Source organism: Sphingomonas agri, from assembly GCF_038148795.1.
In the GTDB taxonomy this organism is placed as follows: Bacteria; Pseudomonadota; Alphaproteobacteria; order Sphingomonadales; family Sphingomonadaceae; genus Sphingomicrobium; species Sphingomicrobium agri.
This window is the reverse complement of record NZ_JBAPEU010000002.1, coordinates 729,130-746,592: the sequence shown is the minus strand read 5'-3', so window position 1 is coordinate 746,592 and position 17,463 is coordinate 729,130. Positions and strand designations below refer to the sequence as shown.

Here is a 17,463-nt window from a genome sequence, read left to right as displayed (position 1 = left end):
CTGCGCCGCGGGGAGGGTTCGTTGGAAGATAAGAAATCGTTTCTCGGGCGGCTCGGCCCGGGACTGATCACCGGTGCGGCGGATGACGACCCGAGCGGGATCGGCACGTACAGCCAGGTCGGCGCGCAGTTCGGTTACGGCCTGTCGTGGAGCCTGCTCTTCAGCCTACCGTTCATGGTCGTCATCCAGGATGTCGCAGCGCAGATCGGATCCGTGACGGGCCGCGGTATCGCGGCAAATCTCAGAAGCCATTACGCACGGCCGCTTCTCTGGCTTGCGGTAGTTCTGCTGCTTCTTGCAAACGTCATCAATCTCGGCGCCGACCTTAGTGCAATGGGCGCGGTGATGGAGATGCTCCTGGGCGGTCCGGTCGTCGCCTACACGCTCGGCTTCGGACTGATCTGCCTCTTCCTCGAGATATTCCTGAACTACCGCCACTATGCGGCGATCCTGAAGTTCACGACGCTTAGCCTGTTTGCCTATGTTGCGGTCGTTCTGACAGTCCATCTCCCGTGGGGAGAGGCACTGCGCGGCGTTCTTATACCCCATGTCGAATGGACGACGGCTTTTGCGACCGGCTTCGTCGCAATCCTTGGGACGACGATCAGCCCTTATCTGTTCTTCTGGCAGGCGGCGCAGGAGATCGAGGAGGAAAAGCGAACCCATTCGAAGCCGCTCTACGTCGCGCCGAGGAAGGCGGGACCGGAAATGGCCCGGATCCGTCAGGACACGCTGATCGGCATGGCCTTCAGCAATATCGTGGCCGTGTTCATTGTCTGGGCAGCTGCAGCCACCCTTCACGCTCACGGCGTCACGACCATCGAGACGGCCGCTGAGGCAGCGGAGGCATTAAGACCGGTCGCCGGGCGCTTCGCGTTCCTGCTCTTTGCACTCGGGATCATCGGCACCGGTCTCCTTGCCGTTCCGGTCCTTGCGGGATCGGCTGCCTATGCGGTTGCGGAAATGCTCGGTCGGCCGGCCAGCCTCGATTCCAAGCCGCTCAAGGCGCGTCTCTTCTACGGGACGATTGCGTGCACCACGCTCGCGGGAGCACTGCTTCAGTCGGTGGGCGTCAACCCCGTCCGCGCGCTCTACTGGAGCGCGGTCGTAAATGGCGTTCTTGCAGCCCCCCTGATGGCCCTGATGATGCTCATCGTCACCAACCCCCGCGCCATGGGACATCTGACGCTCGGGCGAAAAGGGGCGATACTTGGCTGGGCGGCAACGGTCCTCATGGCCGTTGCGACCCTGCTTTTCTTCGTCTCGCTCTACTGACCGATCGGCGGAGCTGCAAAGGGCGGTGGTTCAGGCCCCTCGCCGCGCGCGGGCGATCGCGTCCTTGAGCGTGTTGTAGCCGACCGCCCCGTTCATCACCTTGTCGCCGATCACGAACAAAGGCGTACCGGTAGCGCCGAGCTCGCCGGCGAGCTTCATGTTCCGGTTGAGCTCCGCCTCCACCTCAGGATCGGGCTGGGGCTGGGGAGCAAGGCCTGCCGCCTGCGCGGCCTTTGCATTCGTGTCGGGCGCAGGCCGGCCGCTTGCCCACAACGTGTCATGGAAACGCGAAAAGCGGCCGAGTTTGCTTGCTGCAAGGGATAGCCGCGCCGCGGTCAGACTGTCGGGACCAAGGATCGGAAGCTCCCGGTAGACGACCCTTAAGCCCTTGTCTTCCTGCAGAAGCCTGTCGACGCTGGGATTGCTCGCCTTGCAGTAAGGGCAGGCGTAATCGAAAAACTCGACGAGCGTGACCTCCGGCTTTGCGGCCCCCTTCCACGAGCTTCCAAAAGGCGTCTCGATCGCGGCGCGGTTGGCGGCAAGCACCGGCGCATATTGCGCGTCTCGAAGAGCAGAGACGGCATCGGTCAGGATGGCGGGGTCGGCAAGGAGGCCCTGACGGACAATCTTGCTGCTAAGGACGGCCGGAGCTGCGTAAAACAGCAATGCGGCGGTCAGGAGCGATCCTACGATGCCGCCGATCAGCGCCGCTCCCAACCCTCCCGATCGTGCGGCGACCCTGGTCTCGTTCACTCGCTATAGTCTTTCTTGTCGCGGTATTTCTTGTCTTTCTTGGCGAGCTCAGCGCGGGACACCATCGCGATATCCTGCGCGCGCAGGTAGTCCGGCGTTCCTGCCGGAATCCCCTTCATCGCCATCTGGGCGTTCGCAAGCGCCATCTTCGGATCGTTCTGGAGGTTGCTCCGCTCGGCCGTCGCAAGGGAAGCGCGCGCCTGATCGCCCTCGCGATCATAGATGATTCCAAGCTGATACCAGGCGAAGGGGTCCTCGTTGTCGCGGTTCACGGCGACCTTCAGGATCTGCTTCGCCTCCACGAAGTTCTTGGGATCCTCGGTCGCCACGAGCGCGTGGCCCAGCATCGCTGCGATCATCGGCGCTTCTCCTGAGCGACGTGTCGCCTCGCGTAGCACCGGTATGGCTTCCTGGGGCTTGCCGCCCTCGAGAAGGATCTGGCCCTTCAATTCGAGGAAGAAAGGATCGTGAGGGTCCTTCGCGAGCAGCGCGTCTGCCTCCGAGACGGCCTTATCGGGATAACCCCCGAGGTGATAGGCATAGGCGCGCGCATAATGTGCCGGGATGCTCTGGTCGCTCTCGGGATATTTGAGGACGGCCTGCTTGGGATTGACGTAGCCAAGTAGCTTCGCCTTGACGCGCTGGAAACGCGCCTCAAGCTCGGGGTCCGTCGGTTTGCTCCAGGACGGGTCGGTACGGAGAGTCTGCCCAAGGGCCTGGATCCGCTCCGAAGAGAGTGGGTGATCGCGGTCGAAGCTGTCCTTCGAATAGATCGCCAGCCGATATTCGAGATTTTGAAGCTTGCTGAAGAAGTCCAGCATGCCCTTGCCGCTGATGCCCGCTTTCGAGAGCAGGCGCGCGCCTGTGGCGTCCGCCGTCGCTTCCTGCCCACGCGTGAAGGCCATGAACTCGCCAAGGGCGGCCCGCTCGCCTGCCTGCATGATACCGATACCGGCTTCACCGCCGCCGGCCGCGAGCGCGACGGCCCCGAGAACCAGCGAAAGGATCGAGATGCCCAACGCCTGCTTTTCGCCCTGCTCGCTCCTGATCGCGTCGCCGGCGATCACGTGTCCAAGCTCGTGCGCGACAACGCCCTGAAGCTGGTTCACGTTGTCCGCATCTTCGAGCAGTCCCGACTGGACGTAAACCGTCTGTCCTCTCGCGACGAAGGCGTTGATCTCCGGATCGTTCAGCAAGGCGACGTTGACGCTGTTGGGGTCAAGTCCTCCGGCAATGATCAGCGGCCGGGCCATCTGCTTGAACATCAGCTCGGTCTCGGTGTCCCGCAGCACCTGAGGCGCCGAATCCTGCTGCGCCAGCGCGGGCTGGGCAGTGGCCGCAGCGAGGACGAGCGCCATCACCAGAAGGCGCGTAAGGCGGGCGAGCGACGATTTCATCGCCCGCCCGCTTAGCATTTCCGGGCATGAACGCGGCATGAAAACCGCTCGTCGGCTGACCGGCCTAGCCGAACGTCCTTTGCCACCACCCGCGCCTGAGTTCGCTGCTCTGATCTTCGGTGCTGTCGTTGTTGGCGACAGGAACCGGTGCTGCCTCTGCAGCAGCCGCGGGGACTTGCTCCTCTTCGGCGGCCTTCTTGGATCGGCGCTTCCTTGCCGGCTTCTCGGCCGGGGCTGCTTGTTCGGCGCTCTCGGCAGGCGGTGCTTCCGCGGGCTCCGGCTCTGCTACAGCCACCTCCGCCTCGACGGCCACCTTCTTGCGCCGACCGCGCTTGGGCGGGGCGGGCTCAGGCTCTCCGGCATGCTCTGTTTCAGCGATTGGAGGTTCATCCTCGATCGGCCTTTCGACCATCGGCGAGCTGTCAGGCTCAACTGCGCCCTCGACCTGTTCCGGCGCGGCCGAAGCAGCGCCGCGGCCCCGGCGACGGCGGCGACGGCGGCCGCCTTCGCGAGTTTCCTCGGTCGGCCCTTCCTTCGCCTCAGCTTCTGCGACGGGCTCCTCTGAGGCTTCGAGGGCAACGGCTTCGCCAGCCTCGAGCGGCTCAGCGCCCTCGCGGCGACCGCGGCCTCTGCCGCCGCGCCGGCGCCGGCGGCGTCTGCGACCCTGCCGTTCGCTTTCGCTTTCGGATGCGGCGTGAGTGCCCGTTTCCCCTTCTTCTTCTTCCTCTTCCTCCTCGTCGTCCTCGGGCTCGATTGCCTCGGCATCGAGATCCTGATCGTCAACGGCAATGGCCTGGGGAGCTCGAGGAACCGCGACAGGCCTTGGACCGGAGCTGTCGACGGTCATGCGTGCGCCCTCGAAGCTCTCGTCGATGATCACCTCGATCGACACTCCGTAGCGAAGTTCGATATCGGCAAGCTCGGCGCGCTTCTTGTTGAGCAGGTAAACAGCAGCCTCCTTGCCGGCGCGCAGAGAAATGCGATCGCCGCGCCCGCGCGCCGCCTCGTCCTCGAGGATGCGCAGCGCCGACAATCCGGCCGACGCGGCCGTGCGCATGAGGCCGGTACCCTCGCAATGCGGGCAGGGTTTGGTCGAGGCTTCGAGCACGCCCGTGCGCAGCCGCTGGCGGCTCATCTCCATGAGGCCGAAACTGGAAATACGGCCGACCTGGATCCGGGCACGGTCGTTCTTCAGCGCTTCCTTCATTGCTTTCTCGACTTTGCGGACATGGCTCGACTGCTCCATGTCGATGAAGTCGATCACGATGAGGCCCGCCATGTCCCGCAGCCTCAACTGTCGGGCGACCTCCTGGGCGGCTTCGAGATTCGTGTTGTAAGCCGTCTGCTCGATGTTGTGCTCGCGGGTCGAGCGGCCCGAGTTGATGTCGATCGAGACCAGTGCCTCGGTCGGATTGATGACGAGGTAGCCCCCGGACTTCAGCTGGACGATGGGCTGGTACATCGCGCTCAGCTGGTCCTCGACGCCGTAGCGCTGGAACAGGGGCGTTGTTTCGCTGTGGAGCTTCACCCGCCGCACATGGCTCGGCATCAACAGCTTCATGAAGCCGCGAGCGGCCCTGTAGCCGTCCTCGCCCTCGACGATCACTTCTTCGATCTCGCGGTGATAGAGATCCCGGATGGCGCGCTTGATAAGGTCGCTGTCGCGGTAGATGAGGGCAGGCGCGGTGCTCGACAAAGTGCGCTCGCGGATCTCGTCCCACAGCCGCGCAAGATAGTCGAAATCGCGTTTGATCTCGGTCTTGGTGCGGGAAAGGCCGGCCGTGCGGACGATCAGCCCCATCGTGGATGGAAGCTTGAGGTCCGTCATGATGGACTTGAGGCGCTTGCGATCCGCCCCGTTGGAAATCTTGCGCGATATGCCGCCACCGTGACTGGTGTTGGGCATCAGGACGCAATAGCGGCCTGCGAGGCTGAGATAGGTCGTAAGGGCCGCCCCCTTGTTGCCGCGCTCCTCCTTGACGACCTGGACCAGCAGCACTTGGCGGCGCTGGATCACGTCCTGGATCTTGTATCGACGCCTCAGGTTCTGGCGCTTGCGGCGAAGCTCGTCCGCCGCCGACTCATCGACAGGCGATCGTGCCGAGCCGGTCCCGGCTTCCTCGGTCGAGCCTTCGCCCTCGAGGTCGTCGCCACCGCGCTCGTCGTAATCCTCATCGGAGTGTTCGTCGTCGCTGCCGTTGTCGAACTCGGCAGCGCGAAGGCGCTCCTCCTCGGCGGCATGCTCGGCTTCCTCGCGAAGAAGTGCCTCGCGATCGGCCTTCGGGATCTGATAATAATCGGGGTGAATTTCGCTGAACGCGAGGAACCCGTGACGATTGCCGCCGTAATCGACGAACGCCGCCTGGAGCGACGGTTCTACCCTGGTGACCTTGGCGAGATAGATATTGCCTTTGAGCTGTTTGTGCTCGGCGGATTCGAAGTCAAACTCCTCGATCCGGTTTCCCTTGACGACCGCGACCCGGGTCTCTTCCGGGTGGCGCGCATCGATCAGCATGCGCATGGACATTGAATATTCTCCGGGCGCGCCTCGGCAGCGATACGGCGCTGCGGCGCGCGAAATTGGAACTTTCGCTGGTGGCGAAAGCAGGATGAATGGAAAGCGCCTCTGCTCGATTTGCCATCCTGCAGCCGTGCGCAGGGAACGCGCCGGCCGCACCTTTGTGGAGCGGACGTTGGGCGTTCTGTGGCATCATTCGAGCGTCAACCTCGTGTGGCCACGGTCCATCGCACCGGCCGGGCCGAATATTCTCCGGCGGTTGCCGAAGATTGCTATCCGGTTAGCATCAAGGGGTGACTGCCGCAACCGGCGCGACTACGCTCGTCAAAGCTCGTTGCATCCCGAAATATCAGTATTTTCCGGCTCTCGCCGGTGAAGGCAATTTTCCATTAACCAAATTCACGTGATACAAGCGTTTGGGTTCAATGACTTGGTTGAGGGCGATGATCGAGGGGAGGGCTAGGCGCCACGCGATTGCGGGCGCGGCGGTGACTGGGATCGCCGCCGTTGCGCTTCTCGTCCTCCTCGTCGGCCGCGGGAGCGATGCCGCCGCACAATCGAGCCTCACCGTCGACCTCCCTCCGCCAGCCAGTGACCGGATCTACGGCTCTCCGGTCGCAAAGGGCCGGCCGATCGTGGTGATCGACGCCGGCCACGGCGGTCGGGATCCAGGTGCGACGAGTGTCTCCGGGCAGGTCCGTGAAAAGGAACTGACCCTTGCACTTGCACAAGCGCTTCGCGACGAACTGGTGAAACGGGGGCGGGTGCGGGTGGCCATGACCCGCGAGGACGATCGCTACCTGACGCTCGATGATCGCGCGGCCGTCGCCCGCCGTCTCAACGCAGCGATGTTCGTCTCCATCCACATCGACAGCGCCGCCAACCCCCTTGCCCGCGGCGCGAGCGTCTATTCCCTTTCCGATGTCGCCTCGGACGCCGAGGCAGCGCGTCTCGCTGCGCGCGAGAATGCCGACTCAGGGACAATTGGCCGCGACGGCTCGGTCGAGACCATGCTCGCCGACCTTGCCATGCGCTCGCAGATGACTGCCTCGGCAGATCTCGCGTCCCGTCTCGTCAACAAGGCCGCCGGCCGGGTCGAGCTTCGCCCCAATCCTCACCGTTTCGCTGCTTTTCACGTGCTTCGCCGCGCCGATGCGCCAGCCGTATTGTTCGAGGCGGGATATCTCAGCAACGCCGACGACGAGGTGCTTCTGCGCAACCCGAACGAGCGCTCCAAGATGGTCCTTGCGCTTTCACAGGCGATCGAGACAGATATCGCAGCGCACCTGCGCCGTTAGTCTTCCCGCTGCCTTCCTAACCCGCTAGACGCTTCGCCCAATGAAGTTCGAGCGCCTGAACGTTCCGGAGTGGCCGCTGCCGGATCTCGTCGCCTTCAACGAGCGGGTGCACGGGGTGATCGATCCCTGGTGGCAGCGCCGATGGATTCGCCTGATCACCTGGATCGCAGCCGTGCTCTTCGCCCTTTTTGCGGCGATGTGGCTCTATTTCGCGAGTACCTTGCCGTCGGCTCAATACCTGCTTTCCTATCAGCCGCCCCTGCCGACCAACATCCGCGGGTTTGACGGCGAGCCGGTCCAGACCTTCGCGCGCGAAAGACGGGTCGATCTCTCCTATGACGAGATCCCGCCGCTCGTGGTGCACGCCTTCATCTCGGCCGAGGACAAGAGCTTTTTCGAGCATCACGGGCTCGATTACGGCGGGTTCGTCAAGGCCGTCTTCAACTACACGACCCACATCGGCCGTCACGGCCGGGTCCCGGGCGGGTCGACCATCACCCAGCAGGTCGCCAAATACCTGCTGCGCGACAGCAGCTACAATGTCGGACGCAAGGCGCGTGAAGCGATCATGGCCTTCCGGCTCGAAGACACGCTCAGCAAGCAGCAAATCCTCGAACTCTATCTCAATTCCATCTTCCTTGGCCGCAATGCCTATGGCGTGCAGGCGGCCGCACGCGCCTATTTCGACAAGGACGTCAACGAGCTGACTTTGCCGGAGGCGGCTTACCTTGCGGTCCTGCCGCGGGCTCCCGCCAATTACGATCCCGAGCGGGCGACCCAGAAGGCGCTCGACCGCCGCAGCTACGTGCTTCGCGAGATGTACAAGAATGGCTACATCACCGAAGACCAGTACAAGGCCGCGGAGACGCAGTCGCTCGGGACCATCCGCTATGGCAGCAACGAGAAGTTCCGGCAGCAGGGCGGCTACTTCATGGAGGAAGTCCGCCGCGAGCTGATCAAGCAGTTCGGGCAGGACGTTAAGGACGGCCCAAACAGCCTCTACGCCGGCGGATTGTGGGTCAGGAGTTCGATGAACCCGACCATGCAGGACGCTGCGGCACAGGCGCTGCGCGACGGCCTCGTGAGGTTCGACGGGAATCGCGGCTGGACCGACCTCAACAAGAAGATCGACCTGTCCAGGGACTGGGCCGGCCAGCTCGACCGGGCGCCCGTCGGAACCGGATATCCCGACTGGCTGAAGGCGGTCGTGCTGCAGAAGGGCGATACGCAGGCAACGATCGGGTTTTCCGACGGGTCGAGCGGCACCTTGTCGGCTGCCGATGCCGCCATGCCCAAGCGAGGCGTCGGCGGACGCGCGTTCGATTTCCTGAACCCTGGCATGGTGATCATCGTCAAGCGCACCTCAGGAAACAGCTATGCGCTCCGCGGGGTCCCGGAGGTTTCCGGCGGCATGCTCGTCGAGGAAGTCCACACCGGGCGGGTGATGGCGATGCAGGGCGGCTTCGACGTTGTCGGGTCCAGCTATAACCGCGCCACGCAGGCGCTTCGTCAGCCCGGCTCGGCGTTCAAGCCGATCGTCTACGTAACTGCCCTCATGAACGGCTTCACCCCGGCAACGATTGAACTCGATGCGCCCTTCTGCGTGTGGCAGGGCGCGGGCCTTGGCCAGAAGTGCTTCGTCAACTTCGATCGCCGGTCAGCAGGGCCGCACACCATGCGCTGGGGCGTCGAGCAATCGCGCAACCTGATGACCGTGCGGGCGGCATCCACCGTTGGCATGCCCAAGATCACCGATACGGCGCGCAAGCTCGGCGTCGGCGATTATGGCAATTACCTGTCGTTCGCTCTTGGTGCGGGCGATACGACGGTTCTTCGCCTGACCAACGCCTATGCCATCCTTGCCAACCAGGGACGGCAGGTGAAGCCGACCACGATCGACTATGTCGAAGACCGCAACGGCAAGGTCATCTACAGGACCGACAGCCGCTGCGCGCTGATGGGCAATTGCAACGCTCCCGATTGGGACGGGGGAGCAATGCCAAGGCCGCCAAGCCGCACCAGGCAGCTGCTCGACCCGATGGCTTCCTTCCAGATGGTCCATATCATGGAAGGGGTGATCAAACGGGGCACCGCCACGGTGCTTCGCGATCTCGACCGGCCATTGTTCGGCAAGACCGGAACCACCAACGGGCCGACCAACGTCTGGTTCGTCGGCGGGACGCCCGACATCGTTGCCGGCGTCTATCTCGGTTACGACACCCCGCGACCGCTCGGAGGCTGGGCGCAGGGCGGTCGGATCTCGGCCCCCATCTGGAAAGAATGGGCACTGACCGCGCTCAAGAACCAGCCCAAGGTGCCATTCGTAGCCCCGGCGGGCATCCGCTGGGTACGCATCGACCGCGCAAGCGGGAAGCCCGTCTTCGGCGTGTTCCCGACGAGCTCGGATCCCCTGTCATCGGTAATCTGGGAAGCGTTCCAGCCCCAGACGGAAGAGCAGCGAAACTTCCGCAGCTCGCTCGGAGACCCCTATAATTCCGACCAGCGGCAGCAGGCGATCCAGGCCTGGATGCAGCAGCAGCAACAGCTCCAGCAGGAACGGCAGAAGCAGCAGCAGGACAGCAATAGTGCGCCGGCATCGACGCCGGCGCAGCCAGCGCCGGGAGCGCCGCCGGCGACTGCTGGCTTGCCAACGGTGAACACGCTCTAATAGGGCTGCACCAGACCCGAACAGAGAGCATGAACGATGCGCGCCGAAGCGCAGGCCCATATCGACCAGATCAACGCCGCGACTGCGCTGCTGCGCCAGTTCCTCGACTGGGACCGTGCCTTGAAGCGCCTCGGGGAGCTGAACGCGAAGGTCGAGGATCCTACATTGTGGGACGATCCCAAGGCTGCGCAGGAGGTGATGCGTGAACGGCGCCGCCTCGAAGAGGCTATCGACGCGACGCGCACCTTGGAGCGCGAGCTTGCAGATACGTCAGAGCTGATCGAACTTGCTGAAAGCGAGGGCGACAACGAGCTTGTGGAGGACGGGATTCGAAGCCTCGCCGAGCTTGCAGAGCGGGCGGACCGCGACAAGGTCGCAGCGCTCCTTGCGGGCGAAGCCGACGCCAACAATGCCTATGTCGAGATCAATGCGGGCGCGGGCGGCACCGAGAGCCAGGACTGGGCCGAGATGCTCCAGCGCATGTACAGCCGATGGGCGGAACGCCACCGGATGAAGGTGGAACTCGTCGACTATCATTCCGGCGAGCAGGCGGGGATCAAGTCGGCGACGCTACTGATCAAGGGCGAGAACGCTTACGGCAATCTCAAGGTCGAAAGCGGTGTGCACCGCTTGGTCCGAATTTCACCCTACGATGCCAACGCGCGCCGGCACACCAGCTTTTCGAGCGTCTGGGTCTATCCGGAAGTCGACGAGGATATCGACATCCAGGTGGACGACAAGGACCTGCGGATCGATACCTACCGATCCTCGGGCGCAGGCGGACAACATGTGAACACGACCGACAGTGCGGTGCGGATCACTCATATTCCGACGGGCATCGTGGTGGCGTGCCAGAACGAACGCTCGCAGCATAAGAACCGCGCCTCGGCGATGAAGCAGCTGAAAGCGCGCCTCTACGAGGCGGAGCTGCAGAAGCGCGAAGCGGAGACCAGTGCAGCAAATGCGGCAAAGACGGATATCGGCTGGGGTCACCAGATCCGCTCCTATGTCCTGCAGCCGTACCAGCTGGTGAAAGACCTTCGCACCGCCGTTACGTCAACCAGCCCGGGAGATGTTCTCGACGGGGATCTCGATCGGTTCATGGCCGCCGCTTTGTCGCAGCGCGTGACAGGAGAGACGGTCGAGGTCGAGGATGTGGAGTAGGGCACAGGCAGCAGGGGCGCTAATGCTCCTTGCGGGATGCCGAGCGCAGCCAACCGAGCCGCACTTCCCAGTTGCGCACCGCGACGTCGCTCCAATCGTCGGTGGTACCTTCTCGACCGAAGATGCGCGCGACCGGCTTGGCGAAGCCGAGGAGGTCATGGATCTCGCCGGCGTCAGGGCCGGCATGTCGGTTGCCGACGTGGGGGCCGGTGAGGGCTATTACACAGTGCGCCTTGCTCGGGTGGTCGGCGCCAAGGGCCGGGTCCTTGCCGAGGATATCGTTCCTGATGTTCGTGATTCGCTCAGTGACCGCGTGCAGCGCGAGCGGCTCGACAATGTCGCAGTGAAGCTGGGCGCTCCCGACAACCCAATGCTTCCGTCGGGCTCGTTTGATCGCGTCTTTCTCGTTCATATGTATCACGAGGTCGCGAGCCCCTATGCCTTTCTCTGGCATATGCGCGAAGGCCTGAAGCCGAACGGCCTCGTGATTGTCGTCGATGCGAAGCGCGCGGTGAAACAGCATGGAATGCCGCCTGCCGAGCTCAAATGCGAGTTTGCAGCGCTCAACATGCAGCCCGTCAAGTTCACGGTCCTCACGGGCGGGGATGTCTATTTCATGGCCTTCCGTCTCGCGGGCCCGCGGCCTGCACCCGAGCAGATCAAGCCCTGCAGCGCGTAAGAGCGCAAAATGCAGCTCACCGCGCACCAGCGGCCTCGTTGCTTGAAAGATTAGCATTGGAACAAGGCCTCGAGCGCCATAGGTAGTCCTGATGCGGCAATATCTCGAACTCATGCAGCTGATCCTCGACAGGGGCGTCGAGCAGGAAGACCGCACCGGTACGGGCACCTTGTCCTGGTTCGGCGCGCAAATGCGCTTCGATCTTGCGGACGGCTTTCCGCTCCTGACGACCAAGAAGCTGCACCTGAGATCGATCATCGTGGAGCTGCTCTGGTTTCTTCGCGGGGATACCAATGTGCGCTGGCTCAATGAGCGCAAGGTCAGCATCTGGGACGATTGGGCAGACGAAAAGGGTGACCTTGGGCCGGTCTACGGCAAGCAATGGCGCGATTGGGAGACCGCCGACGGCCGGCATGTCGACCAGATTGCGAACCTCGTCGAACTCATCCGCAAGGACCCCTGTTCGAGGCGTCAGATCGTCACTGCATGGAACCCGGGCGAGATTTCCAAAATGGCGCTCGCCCCCTGTCACTGCCTGTTCCAGACACAGGTCGCAGCGGGACGGTTGAACATGCAGCTCTACCAGCGCAGCGCGGACGTCTTCCTCGGCGTGCCGTTCAATATCGCCTCCTACGCGCTTTTGACCCACATGCTGGCGCGCGAATGCGGGCTGGAACCGGGCGTGTTCGTCTGGACCGGCGGCGACTGCCACCTTTACTCGAACCACCTCGAGCAGGCTCGCCTGCAGCTGGAGCGTGAACCTCGAGACCTACCCAAACTGGTCATCAAGGATCGCGGGCAGGGCCTCTTTTCCTACGAGCCTGAAGACTTTCAGTTCGAGAACTACGAGCCGCACCCGCATATCGCCGCCCCGGTCGCAGTCTAGGGCGCGTTCGCCACATCCTCGACTGAAATACGCTGCTTATGGAGCCGTTTCGAACTCGCCGCGTTAGTTCCTGCCGTTAGCCAGGAGAGGACAAGTCATGTTCCAGAAAGTAACGACCGTGATCCTGATCGGCACCGCCTTGGTGCTGGCAGCGTGCAACACGGTCCGAGGCGCAGCGCGCGACGTCAATTCCGTCGCGAATTGCACCGAAAACGCGATGGGCGGAAGCTCGCGCTGCTAAGTAACTAGACAAACTGCTGTTGCCGCGGCCACACTCGTTCCGGAGCTTTAATGGAGGAGCGAGTGATGGTTCAGAAGGTGGCGGCGTTGGTGTTGGTCAGTGCGTGCCTTGTTGTGGCGGCGTGCAACACCGTGCGCGGCGCCGCTCAGGACGTGACCTCGGTCGCGAATTGCACCGAGAACACGATCAACAAGGGCTATTGTAAATAAGTCCAGGATTGGGCCGCTCAGACGGCAAAAAGAAAACCCCGCCGGCGCTGAACCGGCGGGGTTTTTGTTTGCCGAAGGGAAGGGCCTAGCTCTTCAGATAATCGCCCGCGTCGGCATCGAGGCCGTGGCCGCTCGGAACCACTTCGCCAAGCGGGTCACTGCCGATCCCGGCGGTGTCGTCGCGAGGAGTACGGGCGAGCTCGGCCGCACGAAGCTCCTCGGCGGAATCAGGAGCGATCAGCGCTTCCTGCATCCGCCGCTGGGCCGCCCGCAGCGCCGTGTCACGCGAGGAGGCAGCAACGCGCAGGCGGTTCATGCCCGCGCCCGTGCCTGCCGGGATCAGGCGCCCGACGATGACGTTTTCCTTGAGACCCTGAAGGACGTCGACCTTGCCCTGCACCGCGGCCTCGGTCAGCACGCGCGTGGTCTCCTGGAACGAGGCTGCCGAGATAAAGCTGCGGGTCTGCAGCGACGCCTTGGTGATGCCCAGGAGCACCGGCTTGCCCTCGGCCTTCTTCTGGCCCTTGGTGAGCCTCGAGTTCGTCTCGTCCATCTCGTCACGGTCGACCTGCTCGCCTGCGAGCAGCGTCGTGTCGCCGCCGTCGGTGATCTCGACCTTCTGCAGCATCTGGCGAACGATCACCTCGATGTGCTTGTCGTTGATCTTCACGCCCTGCAGTCGATAGACCTCCTGGATCTCGCTCACGAGATACTCGGCGAGCGCTTCGACCCCGAGGACCTCCAGGATGTCGTGCGGATCGGGTGAACCGCCGACGAGATTGTCCCCGCGCTTCACGTAATCGCCTTCCTGGACCTCGATCATCTTCGACTTCGGCACGAGATACTCGACCGGTTCCGACCCGTCGTCGGGCACGATCGCGATCTTCCGCTTCGCCTTGTAGTCGCGCATGAAGGTAACCTTGCCGGACACCTTGGCGATGATCGCATTCTCCTTGGGCTTGCGCGCCTCGAACAGCTCGGCGACGCGCGGCAGGCCACCGGTGATGTCACGCGTACGCGCGGCTTCCCGCGGCATGCGCGCCAGCACTTCGCCTGCCTCTACCTGCTGGCCGTCCTCGACCGCGATGATCGCGCCAGGCGCCAGACGGTAAACTCCGGCTTCCTTCGCCTTTTCGCCGGTGAGCGTCAGGCGGGGATGGAGCGACTCCTTCTTCGACTTTGCCGTATCGTCCGTGACCACGCGCTGGGTGATCCCGGTCGATTCGTCGACCTGCTCGGTCATCGTCCGGTTCTCGATCAGGTCCTGGTACTTCACGATACCGGCCTTCTCGGTGATCACCGGGCTGAACGAGGGATCCCATTCCGCGATGCGGTCGCCGCGGCTGACGATATGGCCACTCTCGCACAGCAGGTGCGCACCGTAGGGCACGCGGTGGGTCGAAAGCTCACGCCCGTCCATGTCGACGATCGCGATCTCGCCCGAGCGCGACAGCGAGAGATGCCGGCCGCGCGGGTCGACGATCGTGGGCATGTCGCGGAACTCGATCGTTCCGTCGACAGGCGCTTCAAGGTTCGACTGCTCGTTGAGCTGCGCCGCGCCGCCGATGTGGAAGGTCCGCATCGTCAGCTGCGTACCCGGCTCACCGATCGACTGGGCCGCGATCACGCCGACCGCCTCGCCGATGTTGACCGGAGTGCCGCGTGCAAGGTCGCGTCCGTAGCACTTGGCGCAAACGCCCTGCTTCGAAGCGCAGATCAGCGGGCTGCGGATCTTCACGCCCTGGAGACCGATCTCCTCGATGCGTGCGACCATTGCCTCGTCGAGGAGCTCGCCCTCGGCGATGACCGTCTCGCCCGACTTGGGATCGACGATGTCCTCGGCAGTGGTGCGGCCGAGCACCCGATCCGCAAGCGAGGCGATGACTGCGCCGCCCTGGACGATCGCGCGCATCTCGAGCGCACGGTCGGTGCCGCAATCATCCTCGATGATCACGGCGTCCTGAGACACGTCGACGAGACGGCGGGTGAGGTAACCCGAGTTCGCCGTCTTGAGCGCCGTGTCCGCGAGACCCTTGCGGGCACCGTGGGTGGAGTTGAAATACTCAAGGACGGTGAGACCTTCCTTGAAGTTCGAGATGATCGGCGTCTCGATGATCTCGCCCGACGGCTTGGCCATGAGACCGCGCATGCCGGCAAGCTGCTTGATCTGCGCCTGCGAGCCGCGGGCGCCCGAGTGAGCCATCATGTAGATCGAATTGAGATCGGCCTGACGTCCGTCCGGCCGCTTGGGAGTGGCCGAGATCTCCTTCATCATGGCGCTTGCGACCTGGTCGCCGCAGCGCGACCAGGCGTCGATCACCTTGTTGTACTTTTCCTGCTGGGTGATGAGGCCGTCCTGGTACTGCTGCTCGTAATCCTTCACGAGCGCGCGCGTCTCCTCGACGAGGCCCTCCTTCGCCTTCGGAATGACCATGTCATCCTTGCCGAAGGAAATGCCTGCCGCGAAGGCGTGCCGGAAGCCGAGCTGCATGATCGCGTCGGCGAACAGCACGGTCTCCTTCTGGCCCGTGTGGCGATAGACGATGTCGATGACGTCGCCGATCTCCTTCTTGGTGAGGATCCGGTTGACCGTTTCGAACGGGACCTTGTGGCTCTTGGGGAGAGTTTCGCCGAGCAGCATCCGGCCCGCCGTCGTCTCGAAGCGCTTCATGTAGGTCTGACCCTGCTCGTCCGTCTGCGGGACGCGGCTGATGATCTTCGAGTGAAGAGTGACAGCCCCTGCCGCAAGGGCCTGGTGGACTTCCGACATGTCGCTGAGGAGCATGCCCTGGCCCGGCTCGTCCTCCTTTTCGAGGCTGAGATAGTAGAGACCGAGCACCATGTCCTGCGAGGGGACGATGATCGGCTTGCCGTTGGCGGGCGAGAGAATGTTGTTGGTCGACATCATGAGGACGCGCGCTTCCAGCTGCGCCTCGAGGCTCAGCGGAACGTGCACTGCCATCTGGTCGCCGTCGAAGTCGGCATTGAAGGCCGCGCAGACCAGCGGATGAAGCTGGATTGCCTTGCCCTCGATGAGCACGGGCTCGAACGCCTGGATACCGAGACGGTGGAGCGTCGGGGCGCGGTTCAGGAGCACGGGGTGCTCGCGGATCACCTCGTCGAGGATGTCCCAGACCTCCTTGCGCTCTTTCTCGACCCACTTCTTCGCCTGCTTCAGCGTCATGCTGAGACCCTTGGCGTCGAGGCGGGAATAGATGAACGGCTTGAACAGCTCCAAGGCCATCTTCTTGGGGAGACCGCACTGGTGGAGCTTCAGCTCCGGACCAGTCACGATGACCGAACGCCCTGAATAGTCGACGCGCTTGCCGAGCAGGTTCTGGCGGAACCGGCCCTGCTTGCCCTTGAGCATGTCGGACAGCGACTTCAGCGGACGCTTGTTGGCACCCGTGATCGTCCGGCCGCGGCGGCCATTGTCGAAGAGGGCGTCGACCGCCTCCTGGAGCATGCGCTTTTCGTTGCGAACGATGATATCGGGCGCGCGAAGTTCCATGAGCCGCTTCAGACGGTTGTTGCGGTTGATCACGCGGCGATAGAGGTCGTTGAGGTCCGAGGTCGCGAACCGGCCGCCGTCGAGCGGCACGAGCGGGCGAAGCTCGGGCGGAATGACGGGGACGACATCGAGGATCATCCATTCGGGACGATTGCCCGATTCAAGGAAGCTCTCGACGACCTTCAGGCGCTTGATGATCTTCTTGGGCTTGAGCTCTGACTTGGTTTCCGCAAGCTCCTGGAGCAGCAGTTCCTTCTCGCCCGCAAGGTCGAGGTCCATCAGCATCTGCTTGACGGCTTCGGCGCCGATACCGGCCGAGAAGGCGTCCTCGCCATATTCGTCCTGGGCGGCGAGAAGCTCGTCCTCCGTCAGGAGCTGATACTTCTCGAGCGCGGTAAGGCCCGGCTCGATCACGACATAGCTCTCGAAATAAAGGATACGCTCGAGCTGCTTCAGCTGCATGTCGAGCAGCAGGCCGATCCGGCTCGGGAGCGACTTCAGGAACCAGATGTGAGCGACCGGAGCGGCGAGCTCGATGTGGCCCATGCGCTCGCGGCGGACCTTCGAGACGGTGACTTCGACGCCGCACTTCTCGCAGACGATTCCCTTGTATTTCATCCGCTTGTACTTGCCGCACAAGCACTCGTAGTCCTTGATCGGACCGAAGATGCGCGCGCAGAACAGGCCGTCTCGCTCCGGCTTGAACGTGCGGTAGTTGATCGTCTCGGGCTTCTTGATCTCGCCGAACGACCAGCTGCGGATCTTGTCGGGCGAGGCGATGCCGATGCGGATTTCGTCGAAGGTCTCCGGCTTGGCAATCGGGTTCGCGAAGTTCGTCAGTTCGTTCATTTGCTAAGCTCCTGA

Annotated in this window: 12 protein-coding genes; 8 read left to right on the top strand and 4 right to left on the bottom strand. The window is 63.5% G+C overall.

Translation table 11 applies throughout. The features are described from left to right. The first annotated feature begins 21 nt into the window (after positions 1-21). On the top strand, positions 22-1,275 hold the full coding sequence (locus tag V8192_RS10520; protein ID WP_341633023.1) for an NRAMP family divalent metal transporter: 1,254 nt from the start codon (positions 22-24) through the stop codon (positions 1,273-1,275). 30 nt (positions 1,276-1,305) lie between these two features. Here V8192_RS10520 and V8192_RS10515 read toward each other — a convergent pair whose 3' ends face one another. From V8192_RS10515 to V8192_RS10505, 3 genes are all read right to left on the bottom strand, one after another. Then, positions 1,306-2,028: a DsbA family protein gene (locus V8192_RS10515; protein WP_341633022.1), complete on the bottom strand. Its 723-nt coding sequence runs from the start codon at positions 2,026-2,028 to the stop codon at positions 1,306-1,308. Then, positions 2,025-3,425, bottom strand: coding sequence for a M48 family metalloprotease (locus V8192_RS10510; protein ID WP_341633021.1), 1,401 nt, complete (start codon positions 3,423-3,425; stop codon positions 2,025-2,027). The genes V8192_RS10515 and V8192_RS10510 overlap by 4 nt, the downstream gene beginning before the upstream one ends. Before the next feature lie 64 nt (positions 3,426-3,489). Beyond that, entirely contained in the window at positions 3,490-5,952 is a 2,463-nt protein-coding gene (locus V8192_RS10505; protein WP_341633020.1) for an Rne/Rng family ribonuclease, read from the bottom strand. Between the two features lie 416 nt (positions 5,953-6,368). Here V8192_RS10505 and V8192_RS10500 point away from each other — a divergent pair, with 416 nt between their 5' ends. The 7 genes from V8192_RS10500 to V8192_RS10470 all read left to right on the top strand — a co-directional run bounded on the left by V8192_RS10500 (position 6,369) and on the right by V8192_RS10470 (position 13,088). Beyond that, positions 6,369-7,241, top strand: a complete 873-nt coding sequence (locus tag V8192_RS10500) for an N-acetylmuramoyl-L-alanine amidase family protein (RefSeq protein ID WP_341633019.1) — start codon at positions 6,369-6,371, stop codon at positions 7,239-7,241. Between the two features lie 40 nt (positions 7,242-7,281). Next, entirely contained in the window at positions 7,282-9,909 is a 2,628-nt protein-coding gene (locus V8192_RS10495; RefSeq protein WP_341633018.1) for a penicillin-binding protein 1A, read from the top strand. 36 nt (positions 9,910-9,945) lie between these two features. Beyond that, on the top strand, positions 9,946-11,073 hold the full coding sequence (prfB, locus tag V8192_RS10490; protein ID WP_341633017.1) for a peptide chain release factor 2: 1,128 nt from the start codon (positions 9,946-9,948) through the stop codon (positions 11,071-11,073). A 22-nt stretch (positions 11,074-11,095) separates the two neighbouring features. After that, positions 11,096-11,752, top strand: a complete 657-nt coding sequence (locus V8192_RS10485) for a class I SAM-dependent methyltransferase (RefSeq protein WP_341633016.1) — start codon at positions 11,096-11,098, stop codon at positions 11,750-11,752. A 91-nt stretch (positions 11,753-11,843) separates the two neighbouring features. Then, positions 11,844-12,638, top strand: a complete 795-nt coding sequence (locus V8192_RS10480) for a thymidylate synthase (protein ID WP_341633015.1) — start codon at positions 11,844-11,846, stop codon at positions 12,636-12,638. Positions 12,639-12,735: 97 nt separating this feature from the next. Then, complete coding sequence (locus V8192_RS10475; protein WP_341633014.1) at positions 12,736-12,879, top strand: entericidin EcnA/B family protein; 144 nt, start codon at positions 12,736-12,738, stop codon at positions 12,877-12,879. Positions 12,880-12,944: 65 nt separating this feature from the next. Next, positions 12,945-13,088 carry an entericidin EcnA/B family protein gene (locus tag V8192_RS10470; protein WP_341633013.1) on the top strand — a complete coding sequence of 48 codons (144 nt, stop codon included), beginning with the start codon at positions 12,945-12,947 and terminating at the stop codon, positions 13,086-13,088. A gap of 85 nt (positions 13,089-13,173) precedes the next feature. Here the strand turns inward: V8192_RS10470 and rpoC are convergent, their stop codons facing one another. Continuing rightward, positions 13,174-17,448, bottom strand: coding sequence for a DNA-directed RNA polymerase subunit beta' (rpoC, locus tag V8192_RS10465; RefSeq protein WP_341633012.1), 4,275 nt, complete (start codon positions 17,446-17,448; stop codon positions 13,174-13,176). Positions 17,449-17,463: the final 15 nt, after the last annotated feature.

What these genes read in the sequence shown, in the direction of transcription:
- V8192_RS10510 (WP_341633021.1), bottom strand. Translation starts at nt 3,425, where the DNA reads ATGAAATCGTCGCTCGCCCGCCTTACGCGCCTTCTGGTGATGGCGCTC.
- V8192_RS10505 (WP_341633020.1), bottom strand. Translation starts at nt 5,952, where the DNA reads ATGTCCATGCGCATGCTGATCGATGCGCGCCACCCGGAAGAGACCCGG.
- V8192_RS10500 (WP_341633019.1), top strand. Translation starts at nt 6,369, where the DNA reads ATGACTTGGTTGAGGGCGATGATCGAGGGGAGGGCTAGGCGCCACGCG.
- V8192_RS10495 (WP_341633018.1), top strand. Translation starts at nt 7,282, where the DNA reads ATGAAGTTCGAGCGCCTGAACGTTCCGGAGTGGCCGCTGCCGGATCTC.
- prfB (WP_341633017.1), top strand. Translation starts at nt 9,946, where the DNA reads ATGCGCGCCGAAGCGCAGGCCCATATCGACCAGATCAACGCCGCGACT.
- V8192_RS10485 (WP_341633016.1), top strand. Translation starts at nt 11,096, where the DNA reads ATGCTCCTTGCGGGATGCCGAGCGCAGCCAACCGAGCCGCACTTCCCA.
- V8192_RS10480 (WP_341633015.1), top strand. Translation starts at nt 11,844, where the DNA reads ATGCGGCAATATCTCGAACTCATGCAGCTGATCCTCGACAGGGGCGTC.
- V8192_RS10475 (WP_341633014.1), top strand. Translation starts at nt 12,736, where the DNA reads ATGTTCCAGAAAGTAACGACCGTGATCCTGATCGGCACCGCCTTGGTG.
- V8192_RS10470 (WP_341633013.1), top strand. Translation starts at nt 12,945, where the DNA reads ATGGTTCAGAAGGTGGCGGCGTTGGTGTTGGTCAGTGCGTGCCTTGTT.
- rpoC (WP_341633012.1), bottom strand. Translation starts at nt 17,448, where the DNA reads ATGAACGAACTGACGAACTTCGCGAACCCGATTGCCAAGCCGGAGACC.